This is a genomic window from Paraburkholderia franconis (assembly GCF_009362735.1).
GTDB classification, from domain to species: Bacteria; Pseudomonadota; Gammaproteobacteria; order Burkholderiales; family Burkholderiaceae; genus Paraburkholderia; species Paraburkholderia franconis.
The window spans coordinates 46,107-60,517 of sequence record NZ_WHNP01000002.1 but is presented as its reverse complement, the minus strand read 5'-3'; the positions used below and the strand labels follow the sequence as shown (position 1 = coordinate 60,517).

Genomic DNA, 14,411 nt, shown 5'->3' with positions numbered 1-14,411 from the left:
CGCAGGCGTCAGCAAGGGTAAATCTCTAGGGGATTGTACCTAAGCCAATTTAACCGTGCTGACAGCTTGACGCACTGTTGTATTTCGTCGATTGCGATGTGATTGCGCCGAGAAAAACCCTTATTTCAAGGGGCTTTTTTTGTCAGCCGCGGTATTGGGCACATCGCCGGACACATCGCGGATCGCACTCCCATGACGACCCGCTCCCGCTGCGAACGCCGCCGCGCCCGCGATGCCCTCGGCGAACACAGCCTGATAGCCGCCCGCGCCTTCGCGGCGCAACGCTTCGGGCAGATCTTCGAGCGACGCATTTTCGTAGACGGACCGGCGATCGGCGAGCAGCGCTGCCTGCGGGAACGCGGCGAGCTCGGCGGCCAGTTGCTCGGCGGCGGCGCGCGCGGCGCCCTTCGGCACGACGCGATTCGCAAGACCGAACGCGAGCGCTTCGTCGGCGCCGATGGCGCGGCCCGTCAGGATCAGATCGAGCGCACGCGACTGGCCGATCAGACGCGGCAGGCGAATCGTCCCGCCATCGATAAGCGGAATGCCGACGCGTCGGCAGAACACACCCAGCACCGCATCCGCTTCGACGACGCGCAGATCGCACATCGCCGCCAGTTCCAGGCCGCCCGCCACCGCATGACCCGCGATCGCCGCGATGACGGGCTTCGTGAACATCATGCGCGTCGGTCCCATCGGACCGGGACCGCTGCCGTCGGCGTGCAATTCGTTGCGTCGTGCATCGTCTTGTAGTGCAGTGAGGTCCGCTCCCGCGCAAAAGGTGCCGCCCGCGCCCGTCAACACGGCGACGCGCCACGCATCGTTTGCTTCGAAGTGGCGCAACGCTGCGGAAAGCGCATCGGCCGTCGGACGGTCGACGGCATTGCGGCGTGCAGGGCGGTCGATGACGATCGTCGCGACGGCGTCCAGCGGGTCCGCAGATTGCTGGTTCTGTGCAGTTGGGGTTTTTTGTGCGGTTTCAATTCGCACGTGCTCGCCGAACTGTTGGATAGCCATCATTCTCTCCGCTGGAGTGTTCGCTGAGGATCTAGACTGGAATGAAAAGCGCGCGAATGCGCGGCGACACCCTAAAGAACCGCGCAAAACATCCGCTAAACCGGAAGCTGGAGCCCGCGCAACGAAGCGTGGAGAAGCGGCGGCGATACAGCGCGAATCGCTCGCAAGCCAGTCACGTGCTTTTAACAATCGACTCGTAGCTTAGGCGCTTTTTGAACTGCCAGGGCGCGCGCACGCACCGGCGCATGGAGTACGCCCTATGTCCTCACTGATGGAATTACCGACGAAGTCTTCGCCTGCATCATCGCCATCCGGCAGCGAGCCGGTATGGATCGTTCCGCTGCTCGATCATCCACCCTACAGTCATGTGCGGCTGAAGCGCGTCTTCACGGCGGATGGCACGCGTCATCAGGTCGTGCTCGTCGATGCGCGCAAGCTGATCGCGTGCGCTGATCGCGACGACACCGATTACGTGCTGCGTCCCGTGAACGAATGGCACCAGGGCAAGGTGCGCGGCATCCGCGAATTTCTCGATCCGTCCAATGCGCGCATTCCGCAGATGCCCTACGTGACGATCAGGACGCGCTGCGCGCCGGGGCTGCTCGGCTGGCTCAGGCTGGAACACGAAGGCGTGGTCGCGTTTCGCAACGGGCAGCATCGCGCGCGCTACATGCTGGCGGCGGGCGCCGTGTGGTTTCCTGTCGAAGTGCACGAGCGCGAAGCGGCGCTGCTGCGCCAATACTGCGGCGCGCCCGACGACGCACGCACCGCGCTGCGTCCCGGTTCCGCGGGCGCGGACGTGCTGCCGCGAACCTGAACGATGCACGTCCGGTACGTGCGATCGAATCCGCATAAGTGAAATGGCCAGCGCGACGATGCAAGTCCGCATCATCGCGCTGGCCTTCGTTGCTTCATTGGCCGCTTCGACGTATCCGGCTGTGCGCTGCTTATCCCTTCGCCGGCGCCTCGACGACATTGCGCGGCGCCCCCTCGCGCCACGCTTTCACATTGCCGAGCGTCGTCTGCGCGATCTCGGTCATTGCCTCGCGCGTGAAAAAGGCCTGGTGCGCGGTCACGATCACATTGGGAAACATCAGCAGACGCGCGAGCACATCGTCTTGCAGCGGCTGATTCGAGTGGTCCTCGAAGAAGATGCCGCCTTCCTCTTCGTACACGTCGAGCCCGAGATGTCCCAGCTGGCCGCTCTTCAACGCGCCGACCAGCGCATTGCTTTCGACCAGCCCGCCGCGCCCCGTGTTGATCAGCATTGCGCCGCGCTTCATCTTCGCGAGCGCGCGGCTGTCGATCAGGTGGTGCGTCGAGGGCAGCAGCGGACAGTGCAGGCTCACGACGTCCGACTCCGCAAGCAGCGTATCGAGCGGCACATAGCGCCCGCCGAGCGCGAGGACTTCGGGTGACTCAGGACCGGGGTCGTGCGCGAGCACCTGCATGCCGAAGCCGGCCATGACACGCGCAAAGCACCGGCCGATGATGCCCGTGCCGATCACGCCGACTGTCTTGCCGTGAAGGTCGAAACCGAGCAGCCCGTTCAGCGAGAAATCTCCCTCGCGCGTGCGGGCGAAGGCGCGCGGCAGCTTCCGGTTCAGCGCGAGCACCAGTCCCGCCGCATGCTCGGCGACCGCGTGCGGCGAATACGCGGGCACTCTGACGACGGGCATGCCCAGGCGCTGAGCCGCCGCCAGATCGACGTGATTGAAGCCCGCCGAGCGCAGCGCGATCAGCCGCGTGCCGCCCGCGTGCAGGCGTTCGAGCGTCGCCGCATCGACGGTGTCGTTGACGAACGGACACGCGACGTCGTAACCGTCGGCGAGCACGGCTGTGTCCGCATCGAGATGCGACTCCTGAAAGTGCAACTCGTACTTGAACGCGGTGTTCGCCTCGGTGAACGTGTCGATGTCGTACTGCCGGCTGCTGAACAGGATCATGCGCATGGATTCCGGACTCCTGTGGGCACCGCCGGCGTGTTGGCGACGCCGCGCTGCCTATGACGCGTGCCGCACGACGTGCAGTTCGTGCGCCATCATCGCATGCGCGTTCGTGGGAACCTCCGGCTCCGCGCATCCCGCATGCTCGACCGTGTAATCGATGAATGTACGCGTCTTCGTCGGCAGGTGGCGGCGGCGCGGATAGACGAGCGACACCTTCGCCCGCGATTCATCGACCGAATAGTCCGGCATGATGCGCTTCAATGCACCCGTCGCGAAGTCGTCGGCGACGAGCGTTTCGGGCAGCACCGCGACGCCCATGCCGGCGATCGCGGCGAGCCGCACAAGTAGCCGGCTGTTCACCGTGTACGACGGTTCGAACGCGACGGGTCGCGGGTCGCCATCCCCATCGACGAAATGCCATGCTATCGGGCCGCGCTGCTCGGCCGGCGTCGCGATGCACGAGTGCAGCGCCAGTTGCTCGGGATGGCGCGGCTCGTCGCGCAGCGCGAGGTAAGAGGGCGCGGCGCACGGCACGAGTCGCTGTGTTGCGAACGACAGTTCGACGCTGTCGATCTCCGCGTTATGCCCCGACGATCCATGCTCCGCGATGAAGATGCCGACGTCGTAGCCGTCTTCGAGCAGATGCGGCGCGCGCTCGGTGAGCGTGAGCCGGATGCACACTTTTGGATAACGCCGCCGGTAGCCGTCGAGCAATTGCGTGAGGGCTTGGGGCGACAGTGCGGCTGTCGCGACGACGCGCAGCGTGCCGCTGGGCTCGCGCTCGGTGCCCGCCACCGAGCCTTCCAGAAGATCGAGTTCTTCGAGCAGGCCGCGGCAACCCTCCAGATAGTGTGTGCCCGCTTCTGTGAGTGAAAGATTGCGTGTCGTGCGATTGATGAGGCGCGCATGCAGATGCGCCTCCAGCGTTGCGATCGAACGTGTGACCAGCGCGTTCGACACCTTCAGCTGCTGGGCCGCGCGTCTGAAGCTCTGTGTCTCCGCAACCCGGACGAAGACCCGCATAGCGTAGATCTGATTCATGGTAGCGCCCTCGCAAAGCGCGGTTTAGCCGCGCGTCGTTGACCCGGCGTGGCGTGCGGCAGTGTGCTTTCCGCATCGGCCTCGCTGGCGGTGTACCGGCCGATTACAAACGATTGCCGGTTCTGGAATTTTTACCAGGTCGTCCAAAAAAATAGTATTGACAGTGGCTGGGAATTTCAATATTTATCGAATGAACGATGTTATTTCGCAATTGTAAAAACCAACTTGCTTTAGCCTGGCGGAATCAGACTAGGCGATTTCGCAAGCTTCAAATGCGGACATAAAAGAGTCATCGGCTGAAAAATGGTTTTCGCGCCGTTCGACGGCTTTGCGAGGGAACAATGTCTGGCTGAAAGGAAGCGGCACGGGCTGATTTGATATCGGTCAAAAGCGCCAATACCGGTGGCTGATACGAATACGTCGCATTACCTCCCGTTTCGGATGACACGGGTTAATCCCTGTCGTTATTCGTGCGCACCTTCCAATTAATCCAGTTAATCCGATGGACGAGTTAATGCGCGCATAATTTTTAAAAATATTCATACGAAAATCCATAATGATGGGGTTCGCAGCCGCAAGTGCGCTGTACGAGGACATCGGCATCGCATTCGACGACGAGGACGCGTTTGAGAGAAGAGAGGTCAAGCGACCAACATCGAGTAACGACGGCTCTCCCGGATCCGTCATTGAATTTCTCCGAACGCTTGCGCAAGCGCGAATATCGGTGAATGATCGAAAGATGGCCCGCCGTGCGCAGGTGCTGCTGCGCGCGGTGGGCCGTTTTCCTGCAACGTTCATTTTTCGTGCGTCTCCGTCATGACCCCTACAACGTCCAACGTCGTTCCCTGTCCCGAAGTCGAATCGCTCGATGCAATTCTTCCCGAAGAACCGCTTCTGATGATGGGCGCCGGCCCCGTGCCGATTCCCGCCGCCGTCGCGAAGGCGAATGCGATCGTCATCAACCATCTGGGCGGCACGATGGCCAAGGTGGTCGGACAGGTGAAGACGATGGCGCGTTACGTGTTCCAGACGAACTCGAAGTGGGTGCTGGGCGTCGCGGGTCCGGGCTCGGCGGCGATGGAAATGGCGATCTCCAATCTCGCGTGGTCCGGCACGCGCGTGCTCAGCATCAAGAACGGCTTCTTCAGCGCGCGGATGGCCGAAATGGGACGGCGCGTCGGCGCGGATGTGTCCCTGCTCGAAGTCGCGGACCGCACGGTCGCGACGCTCGAACAGGTCGAGGAGGCGATTCGCCGCGTGCGTCCCGAGATCGTGACGATCGTTCAGGGCGAGACCTCGAACACCGTCTGGAACTATCACCTGAAGGACATCGCGGCGCTCGCGAAGAAGGCGGGCGCGCTGGTCGTCGTCGATGCCGTGTGCACGCTGTCGACGATGCCGCTCGAAATGGACGCATGGGGCATCGATGCCGTCATCACGGGCGGGCAGAAGGGGCTGTCGTCGATCCCGGGCGTATCGCTGATCGCGTTTTCGGATGCGGCGTGGGAGCGCGTGAAAGGACGCTCGCATGCAAGCGCGCACTGGTGCCTCGACGCATCGCTGGCCGAGAACTTCTGGCACAACGCGGGCTATCACTACACGGCACCCGTGTCGGGCGTGCTCGCGCTGCACGAGGCGCTGCGGCTCGTGTGCGCGGAGACGCTAGAAAAGCGCTTCGCGCGGCATCTGAAGTGCTCGCTCGCGCTGCAGGCGGGGATCAGCGCAATGGGTCTGCAACTGTACGCGCCCGCCGCGTGCCGGCTGAACTCCGTGGTCGGCATCGAAGTGCCGACGAAAGACCGACCCGATCTCACGCCCGGCGACATCTGCGGGCACATCTCGCGTCATCATCAGGTCGAGATTTCCGGGTCGTTCGGCTTGCCGATCGTGCGAATCGGCCAGATGGGGGAGCAGGCCCGCGAACACAACCTGTTCCGCACGCTGCACGCGTTCGGGCGGACGATGATCGATCTGGGCGTGAATGTCGATCTGCCCGCAGGCGTCGCGGCGCTGGAGCGGTCGCTCGCGAATAGCGCGAAGGGCGAAGCGCTGAACGCCTGATCGGCGAAAGCGGGCCGCCGATGAAAAAAAGCGACGCACGCGGCGTCGCTTTTTTTCGATCCGGATTCAGACGGCCGTCACGCCGCTGCCGGCGCGTTCGGCGTGCGCGCGTTGCGCAAGTAGAGCATCGTCGACAGCGCGACGGCGGCTGTGGCGGCGACGGCCGCGAACAGAAACACCGAGCCGTAGCCGAACTCGCCGGCGATATAGCCCGCCAGCGGCCCCGTCACGCCGAGCGACAGATCGAGGAACACCGAATACGCGGACAGCGCAGCGCCACGGCTCGCGGGCGGCACGAGTCCCACCGCTTCGACGCCGAGCGCCGGGAACACCAGCGCGAAGCCGAAGCCCGTCAGCGCGGCGCCCGCCAGCGCGACGTGCGGCACGGGCGCGAGCCACAGCAACAGCAAGCCGGCGCATTCGAACGAGAACGATGCAATCGCAACGCGAAAGCCGCCGTACGTCTTGATCGTGTTGGCGAACAAAAGCCGCGCGCCGATGAACAGCGTGCCGAACACCGTCAGCGACAGCGCCGCGTTCGGCCAGTGGTTCGCCGCGTAGAAGAGCGTGATGAACGTCGCGATCGAGCCGAAGCCCGCCGAGCCGAGCGCGAGCCCGATGCCATGCGGCAGCACGCGCGTGAACACGCTGCGATACGACATGCGTTCGCCATGCACGACGGGCACGGGCGCGATCAGACGCGCGAGGTAGTAGCCGAGCGCCGCGAGCGCGATCACGACGACGCCGAGCGCGAAGAACCCGACGGCATGCGCAATCGCGACGCCGAGCGGCGCGCCGATCGCGAGCGCGCCGTAAGTGGCGATGCCGTTCCACGAGATCACGCGCGCATTGTTCGTCGTGCCGACGCGGCCGATGCCCCACAGGATCGCGCCCGTGCCGCACAGGCTTTCGCCGAAGCCGAGCACGAGGCGGCTCAGCACCAGCAGACCGAGGCTTAGCGCCGGCCAGCGGCCGAGCAGCACGGCCACGAGCAGCAGCACGCCGCTCGCGCCGCAGCCGATCAGGCCGATCGTCACCGTCTTCTTCGGCCCGAGCGTGTCGGCGGACCGGCCGGCCAGTGGCCGCGACGCGAGCGTCGCGAAGTACTGGACGCTGATCGCGAGACCCGCGAGCACGGCGCTGTAGCCGAGATCGTCGTGGACGTAGCCCGGCAGCACCGCGAGCGGAATGCCGATCGTCAGGTAGCAAAGGAACGTGAAGAAGACGACGGGAATGATCTGCAACGTGGTCGCAAATTCGCTGCGCGGCGTAGCGGAGTTGACGGACATGGGGAAAACGAGACTTGAAATCGGCGCAAAGGCATGATTTTCCCATGGAACCGATTCCTTTGCCGACCCTGCTCAATATTTTTCGCACCGATGAAACGGGGCTGAACGGTGGTTCTGACGGGTTCCCGTCAATTTTCTCGGCTTCTGGCGGGTTTTGATCGCGCACTGTCAGCGCATAGGCTGTCCGATATGAGCAAGTGGTAATGAAAATAGCTCGAAACGGACTTGGCGACATAAGCGCAGCGGCCCGTCGCCGTCTCAATTTATCGCTCCAGCTGTATGTCCCCCATGCGATCGAGCCTATGGGTTGTGATTATTGATGATGCTACTTTTCGAACCGTCAGCCGCACCGTCCGCATTCCCCATGCGGATGCGAATAACCGAAATGAGCACGAGACATGAGCCAGCCGATCCGCTTCTATCATCGCAACGCGATCCGTGAGATCACCGACGCACCCGTCACCCGCACGGTTCTCCAATACCTGCGCGAAGACGCGCGCTGCACGGGCACCAAGGAAGGCTGCGCGGAAGGCGATTGCGGCGCGTGCACGGTGGTGATCGGCGAGCGCAATGAAGCGGGCGGCGTCAGCTTCAAGGCTGTCAACGCGTGCATCCAGTTTCTGCCGACGCTCGACGGCAAAGGTCTCTTCACCGTCGAAGACCTGCGCCAGCCGGACGGCGGCCTGCATCCCGTGCAAGAGGCGATGGTCGAGTGCCACGGCTCGCAATGCGGCTTCTGCACGCCCGGCTTCGTGATGTCGATGTGGTCGATGTACGAGAAGCATGGCCACGAGCATGTGTGCGCGAACCGGACCGTGCCGGACCGCGCCGAGATCGCCAACGCGCTGACGGGCAACCTGTGCCGCTGCACGGGCTATCGCCCGATCGTCGATGCGGCCGAGCGCATGTTCCAGCTGCCCGCGCCGAAAGCGCCCGTCGACGTGAAAGCGCTGGCCGAAAAGCTCGCGACGCTCGAGCGCGGCGAAACCTTCCACTACGAATTCAACGGCCAGACGTTCGATGCGCCGCGCACGATCGACGCGCTCGCGAAGATCAAGGCCGATGCGCCGACGACGCGCATTCTCGCGGGCAGCACCGACATCGGCCTGTGGGTCACGAAGATGATGCGCGACCTGGGCCACATTGTGTATGTCGGCCAGGTCACCGAGATGCAGAAAGTCGAGACAAACGACGACTGGATCGAAATCGGCGCGGGCGTGACGGTCGAAGGCGCGTATGCCGAACTGGCGAAGCAGTATCCCGAACTCACCGAGATGTGGCTGCGCTTTGCGTCGCTGCCGATTCGCAACGCGGGCACGCTCGGCGGCAACGTGGCGAACGGTTCGCCCATCGGCGATTCGATGCCCGGCTTGATCGCGCTCGGCGCGCGTGTCGTGCTGCGCGGCGGCGACGTCGAACGCGAGCTGCCGCTCGAAGACCTGTACGTCGCGTATCAGAAGAAGGACATGGCTGAGCATGAGTTCGTCGTGGGCCTGAAGGTGCCCGCGCGCAACGAAGCGCGCAGGCATTTCACGTTCCGCACATACAAGATTTCGAAGCGCTTCGACTCGGATATTTCCGCCGTTTGCGCTGCGTTTTCGTTCGTCGCGGACGGCGACACGATTCGCGAGCCGCGCATCGCGTTCGGTGGCATGGCGGCAACGCCGAAGCGCGCGACGCATGCGGAAGCCGCGCTCGCCGATGCCGACTGGCACGAAGCCACCGCGCAGGCCGCGATGATCGCGCTCGCGAAGGACTACGAGCCGCTCACCGATATGCGCGCGACGAGCGGCTATCGCCTCGAAGCCGCGAAGAACACGCTGTACCGCTTCTGGCTCGAAACGCGCCCGAACGATCCGCTGCAAAAGAGCGCGCTCGATGTGCGTGCAGTTGAAGCAGCCGGCGCCACGGCTTAACGCAAACAGCCCTGCTTGGAACCAGAGTAACTCTGGTCGGCAAGGACGGAGAACCAGCAGAATGAACCAGCAAGCCGAACCGTTCCTGAAGGACGCCACGGAACTCGCCGACTTCACGCAAGTGCACGTGTCGCGTCCGCATGAATCCGCGCATCTGCACGTGAGCGGCCGCGCAACCTACACCGACGACATCCCCGAACTCGCGGGCACGCTACACGCGGCGCTCGGGCTGTCGCCGAAAGCGCACGCGAAGATCGTGTCGATGAAGTTCGACAAGGTGCGTGCGACGCCCGGCGTCGTCGCCGTCTTTACCGCCGACGACATTCCCGGCCACAACGACTGCGCGCCGATCGTCAAAGGCGACGATCCGATTCTCGCGGACGGCGTCGTGCAATACGTCGGTCAGCCGATGTTCATCGTCGTCGCGACGTCGCACGATGCGGCGCGCCTCGGCGCGCGTCGTGCGGAATTCGAATTCGAGGAACTGCCTGCCGTGCTGACGGCGCAGCAAGCGCGCGCCGCGAACCAGAGTGTGATTCCGCCGATGAAGCTCGCGCGCGGCGATGCTGCCTCCAAGCTTGCGCGCGCGGCGCATCGCGAAGCGGGCGAGATGCTGCTCGGCGGCCAGGAGCAGTTCTATCTGGAAGGCCAGATTTCATACGCGGTGCCGAAGGACGACGACGGCATGCACGTGTGGTGCTCGACGCAGCATCCGAGCGAAATGCAGCACCTCGTTTCGCACATGCTGGGCGTCCACTCGCACAACGTGCTGGTCGAATGCCGCCGGATGGGCGGCGGCTTCGGCGGCAAGGAATCGCAGTCGGGGCTGTTCGCGTGCTGCGCGGCGCTTGCTGCGTGGAAGCTGCTGTGTCCCGTCAAGCTGCGTCCCGATCGCGACGACGACATGATGGTCACGGGCAAGCGCCACGATTTCCACTATACGTATGACGTCGGCTATGACGACGAAGGCGTGATCGAAGGCGTGTCCGTCGACATGACGTCGCGCTGCGGCTTTTCCGCCGACCTGTCCGGCCCCGTGATGACGCGCGCCGTCTGTCACTTCGACAACGCGTACTACTTGTCGGATGTGGCCATCGACGGCTTCTGCGGCAAGACGAACACGCAGTCGAACACGGCGTTTCGGGGCTTCGGCGGCCCGCAGGGTGCGTTCGCGATCGAGTACATTATCGACGATGTCGCGCGTTCGCTCGGCAAGGACTCGCTCGACGTGCGCCGCCGCAATCTGTACGGCAAGACCGGGCGCAACCAGACGCCGTATGGCCAGATCGTCGAAGACAACGTGATTCACGAGCTGATCGACGAACTCGAAGCGACGAGCGACTATCGCAAGCGCCGTGCCGAAGTGCTCGAATTCAACCGCAACAACGAGGTGCTGAAAAAGGGCCTCGCGCTGACGCCCGTGAAGTTCGGCATCGCGTTCAACGTGACGCACTTCAACCAGGCGGGCGCGCTCGTTCACATCTATACCGACGGCTCGGTGCTCGTGAATCACGGCGGCACGGAAATGGGCCAAGGGCTCAACACGAAGGTCGCGCAGGTGGTCGCGCACGAACTGGGCGTGAGCTTCAATCGCGTGCGCGTGACGGCGACCGATACGTCGAAGGTCGCGAACACGTCGGCGACGGCGGCATCGACGGGCTCGGACCTGAACGGCAAGGCCGCGCAAGATGCGGCGCGCCAGTTGCGCGAGCGTCTCGCCGCGTTCGCCGCCGACAAGTTCGGCGCGGGCGAAGTGACGGCATCGCAGGTGCGATTCGCGGGCGATTGCGTGCTGGTCGGCGATGCCATCGTGCCGTTCGAAGAGGTGATTGCGAAAGCGTATGTCGCGCGCGTGCAGTTGTGGTCCGACGGTTTCTACGCGACGCCGAAGCTCTACTGGGATCAGGCGAAGCTGCAAGGGCGGCCGTTCTTCTACTACTCGTATGGCGCGGCCGTCTCCGAAGTCGTGATCGACACGCTGACGGGCGAAATGCGCGTGCTGCGCGCCGATGCGCTGCACGACGTGGGCGCGTCGCTGAACCCGGCCATCGACGTGGGCCAGGTCGAAGGCGGCTTCATTCAGGGCATGGGCTGGCTGACGACGGAGGAACTGTGGTGGAACGCGGGCGGCAAGCTGATGACGCACGCGCCATCCACCTACAAGATTCCCACTGTCAATGACACGCCGCCTGACTTCCGCGTGCGTCTCTTCAAGAATCGCAACGCGGAGGACAGCATTCACCGCTCGAAGGCGACGGGCGAGCCGCCGCTGTTGTTGCCTTTCTCCGTGTTCTTCGCGATCCGTGATGCGGTGGCCGCTGTCGGCGATTACAAGGTGAATCCGCCGCTGAACGCGCCCGCGACCGGCGAAGAAATCCTGAAGGCGATCGGCGCGGTCCGTGTCGCCCGCCTGGACCGGCACTAAACTCGAGTTATAAGGCTCGCCATGACGCGCGTTCCGTCTTTCTCAGACATGCCCGTTCAGATCGGACGGCGCAGCGGCCACGCGACGAAGTTGCCGCCACCGATGCATATCGTGCTGTTCGGCGCGGGCCACGTCGGTCATGCGCTGATCGCGCTGCTTGGCCGTTTGCCGTGCGTCGTGCAATGGGTCGACGAACGCGACGAACTGTTTCCCGACGAAGTGCCCGCGAACGTGCAGGTCGAAGCGACCGACACGCCCGCTGCCATCGTCGACGAGGCGCCGCCGGGCGCGTACTTCCTCGTGATGACGCACAATCACGCGCTCGATTTTTCGCTGACCGAGCGCATTATGCGGCGGCGCGATTTCGCGTACTTCGGGTTGATCGGATCGAAGACCAAGCGCGTGAAGTTCGAGCGTCGTTTGATCGATCGGGGCGTCGAACCGGAGCGTCTCTTTGAAATGACCTGTCCGATCGGCGTGCCGGGGATCGTCGACAAGGCACCGTCGTCGATCGCGGTGGCCGTGTGTGCTGAGCTGCTGCAAGTGCGTACGCAGCAGGTTTCTCTCGCGAATTTTGGCTCGGCTCAGAACGCGACCTGTATCGGCGTTTGAAGCGGCCGTCGATTCCTCCAGCGGGCGCGGCGAGGAGGCTTGCCGCGCCTGTTTTTTTGCGTTCGCTTCTTTCTCTTGCTTCGCTTCGTGCGAGCACCTGCGAATGATCTCGCGGCGCTTTACTTCGTCCCCCGCCGCCCCTTCGTCGCCACCAGCATCTCCGACACCTGTGCCATCAGCCCGCGCAGCCACGCGATGTCGCTTGGCCGGTCCGGCTGCGGATGCCACATCTGATAGCACTTAATGCGCGGAAACGGAATCGGCACGTCGACGACCGCGAGCGGCAGCATCTCCGCGTAATGCCGCGCGAAGCGGCGCGTCGTCGTGAAGATCAGGTCGGATTGCAGCAGCACCTGCGGCACGAGCCCGAAGTAGGGCAGCGTGGCAACGATGCGCCGCGACGCGTTCGCGCGCTTGAACCCCGTGTCGATCGCGCCGCCGCGCGAGCCGCTGTAGTGCGCGGGTGCGAGATGCGGCGCGGCGAGATATGCGTCGCGCGTCAGCGGCGCTTTCGCGAGGGGATGATCGGCGCGCATCATGCACACGACGGTATCGGAGAACAGGTCGCTGCGCTCGAAGCGCGTGTCGGGCTTCGGCCAGTTGCCGATCACAAGGTCGAGCTCGCCGGCATCGAGCGCGGACACATGATCGAGCAGCGGCCCGAGCGATTCTATTTCGAGCCGCGCGTGGGGCGCCGCCTCGCGAAACTGCGCGATCACCGTCGGCATGAAGAAGTCGTTCAGATAATCGGGCGCGGCGATGCGGAACGTGCGGCGCGAGCGCGCGGGATCGAAGTCGCCGTGAGGCGTCGCGACGAAATCCACGTCGCGCAGCACCTTCTGCGCGGAGGCGAGCAGTGATTCACCGTATTCCGTCGGCACCATGCCCGCCTTGCCGCGCACGAGGATCGGATCGTTCAGCGTTTCGCGCAGCTTGCGCAGCGCGGTGCTGATGGCGGGCTGCGTCTGGTTCAGCCGCAACGCGGTCTGCGTGACGCTGCGCTCGACGAGCAGCGTGCGCAGCACACGCACGAGCCAGATATCGAGTGAGGCGGCGGCGTTGTCGTCCATGAATCGGCGGGGCGGGGAAGGCCCGTTGAAGGCATTCGAATGCGGTGTCGAACCGTGCATCGCGCGGGGGCAGTGGTCCCGTTGCCGGCGTGGCACCGCACGCGCGAAGCTATAACCTTAGGCCCGTTTGCCCCGCGCCGGCCATAGCGCAAGCGGTATGACGGGCATCACGGACCGTGTGCCACGCAACTTGTGGGCGCCGTGCAGCGGGTGCCGTGCAACAGGTGCCGCGCCAGGCACGACGTGCGTCGCAAGCATCGCGCGCCTTGCCGCCGTGCAGCAGTCGCCTCGCTACGGCGCGCCCCGCACGAAACGCCGCTCGCTCAGGCCTTCGCGAGCCCCGACGGCAGCGACGTGATGCGCTTCACTTCCTTCGATTCGAGCCAGTTCGGCGTGCGCGCGCAGTAGAGCGCCATCGGCAGCGCGTCTTCACCCCAGAACAGCTGCTTGTTCAGCCAGAACGTCGGCACGCCGAATACGCCGATGGCGATCGCGTCGGTACTGTTACGCGCGAGTTGCGCGCGCGTCGCTTCGCGCGCGACCAGCGCCTCGCCGTCGGGCACGTTCAGGCGCTTGCACAGCGCAGCAAAGCCGTCCGCCGTCGACGGATCGCGGCCGTCGCGCCAGATGAAGCGGAAGATCTCGCGCACCGTGTTCAGGTCGGCGCCGAGCGCCGTCGCGAGCAGCATCGGCTTGGCCGAGTCGAACGGATGCGCGGGCGGCATCCGGAACGGAATGCCCAGTTGCTCGGCGCGAAAGAGCGCATAGCGGTACGTGAAGATGCGCTTCGCGGGTACGTCGTAGGCGACGCGATGCCCCCAGTGGCGATACAGATCGTTCAGCAACACGGGCGTTACCACGAACGGCAGCTCCGGCCATTTATCGTGCTGTTCGAGCAGCAGATATGAAAACGGTGAGACAAAGTCGTAAAACCACAGTGGCTGCGTGGCGTCGATGCCATCGGTCATGATGTCTCCCGGTTTCCTGAGTCGACGGGCTGCCGCGGATGCCGCGCGTCAGCCCGTTCTGGT

The 14,411-nt window shown here is 64.4% G+C and carries 12 protein-coding genes; 6 read left to right on the top strand and 6 right to left on the bottom strand.

Annotated elements, in window-relative coordinates; all coding sequences use genetic code 11:
- Nucleotides 1–120: 120 nt before the first annotated feature.
- Complete coding sequence (locus tag GCT13_RS02050) at nucleotides 121–1,017, bottom strand: crotonase/enoyl-CoA hydratase family protein (protein WP_407670740.1); 897 nt, start codon at nucleotides 1,015–1,017, stop codon at nucleotides 121–123.
- A 259-nt stretch (nucleotides 1,018–1,276) separates the two neighbouring features.
- Here GCT13_RS02050 and GCT13_RS02045 point away from each other — a divergent pair, with 259 nt between their 5' ends.
- Nucleotides 1,277–1,834: a plasmid fertility inhibition factor family protein gene (locus GCT13_RS02045; protein WP_152755124.1), complete on the top strand. Its 558-nt coding sequence runs from the start codon at nucleotides 1,277–1,279 to the stop codon at nucleotides 1,832–1,834.
- A gap of 130 nt (nucleotides 1,835–1,964) precedes the next feature.
- On the opposite strand, the gene GCT13_RS02040 is transcribed toward GCT13_RS02045, so the two are convergent.
- Together GCT13_RS02040 and GCT13_RS02035 are read right to left on the bottom strand one after the other, a co-directional pair.
- The gene (locus tag GCT13_RS02040) at nucleotides 1,965–2,969 is read right to left on the bottom strand and encodes a 2-hydroxyacid dehydrogenase (protein ID WP_152755123.1); all 1,005 of its coding nucleotides are present in this window, start codon (nucleotides 2,967–2,969) and stop codon (nucleotides 1,965–1,967) included.
- Between the two features lie 51 nt (nucleotides 2,970–3,020).
- Nucleotides 3,021–4,007: a LysR family transcriptional regulator gene (locus tag GCT13_RS02035; protein WP_152755122.1), complete on the bottom strand. Its 987-nt coding sequence runs from the start codon at nucleotides 4,005–4,007 to the stop codon at nucleotides 3,021–3,023.
- Nucleotides 4,008–4,563: 556 nt separating this feature from the next.
- Between GCT13_RS02035 and GCT13_RS02030 the strand changes: the two genes are divergently transcribed.
- On the top strand, nucleotides 4,564–4,827 hold the full coding sequence (locus GCT13_RS02030) for a hypothetical protein (RefSeq protein WP_152755121.1): 264 nt from the start codon (nucleotides 4,564–4,566) through the stop codon (nucleotides 4,825–4,827).
- Entirely contained in the window at nucleotides 4,824–6,068 is a 1,245-nt protein-coding gene (locus tag GCT13_RS02025; protein ID WP_152755120.1) for a pyridoxal-phosphate-dependent aminotransferase family protein, read from the top strand. Before GCT13_RS02030 ends, GCT13_RS02025 begins: the two co-directional genes overlap by 4 nt.
- Nucleotides 6,069–6,145: 77 nt before the next feature.
- Here the strand turns inward: GCT13_RS02025 and GCT13_RS02020 are convergent, their stop codons facing one another.
- Entirely contained in the window at nucleotides 6,146–7,357 is a 1,212-nt protein-coding gene (locus GCT13_RS02020; protein ID WP_152755119.1) for an MFS transporter, read from the bottom strand.
- 398 nt (nucleotides 7,358–7,755) lie between these two features.
- On the opposite strand from GCT13_RS02020, the gene xdhA reads away from it, so the two are divergent.
- The 3 genes from xdhA (at nucleotide 7,756) to xdhC (ending at nucleotide 12,310) form a co-directional block, all read left to right on the top strand.
- Nucleotides 7,756–9,273: a xanthine dehydrogenase small subunit gene (gene xdhA, locus GCT13_RS02015; RefSeq protein WP_152755118.1), complete on the top strand. Its 1,518-nt coding sequence runs from the start codon at nucleotides 7,756–7,758 to the stop codon at nucleotides 9,271–9,273.
- A gap of 61 nt (nucleotides 9,274–9,334) precedes the next feature.
- A complete protein-coding gene (gene xdhB, locus GCT13_RS02010) occupies nucleotides 9,335–11,698 on the top strand; it encodes a xanthine dehydrogenase molybdopterin binding subunit (RefSeq protein ID WP_152755117.1) in 2,364 nt (787 codons plus the stop codon).
- A 21-nt stretch (nucleotides 11,699–11,719) separates the two neighbouring features.
- Nucleotides 11,720–12,310 carry a xanthine dehydrogenase accessory protein XdhC gene (gene xdhC / locus GCT13_RS02005; RefSeq protein ID WP_152755116.1) on the top strand — a complete coding sequence of 197 codons (591 nt, stop codon included), beginning with the start codon at nucleotides 11,720–11,722 and terminating at the stop codon, nucleotides 12,308–12,310.
- A 119-nt stretch (nucleotides 12,311–12,429) separates the two neighbouring features.
- Here xdhC and GCT13_RS02000 read toward each other — a convergent pair whose 3' ends face one another.
- Together GCT13_RS02000 and GCT13_RS01995 are read right to left on the bottom strand one after the other, a co-directional pair.
- A complete protein-coding gene (locus GCT13_RS02000; protein WP_152755115.1) occupies nucleotides 12,430–13,380 on the bottom strand; it encodes a LysR substrate-binding domain-containing protein in 951 nt (316 codons plus the stop codon).
- 323 nt (nucleotides 13,381–13,703) lie between these two features.
- The gene (locus tag GCT13_RS01995; protein WP_152755114.1) at nucleotides 13,704–14,348 is read right to left on the bottom strand and encodes a DsbA family protein; all 645 of its coding nucleotides are present in this window, start codon (nucleotides 14,346–14,348) and stop codon (nucleotides 13,704–13,706) included.
- Nucleotides 14,349–14,411 lie beyond the last annotated feature (63 nt).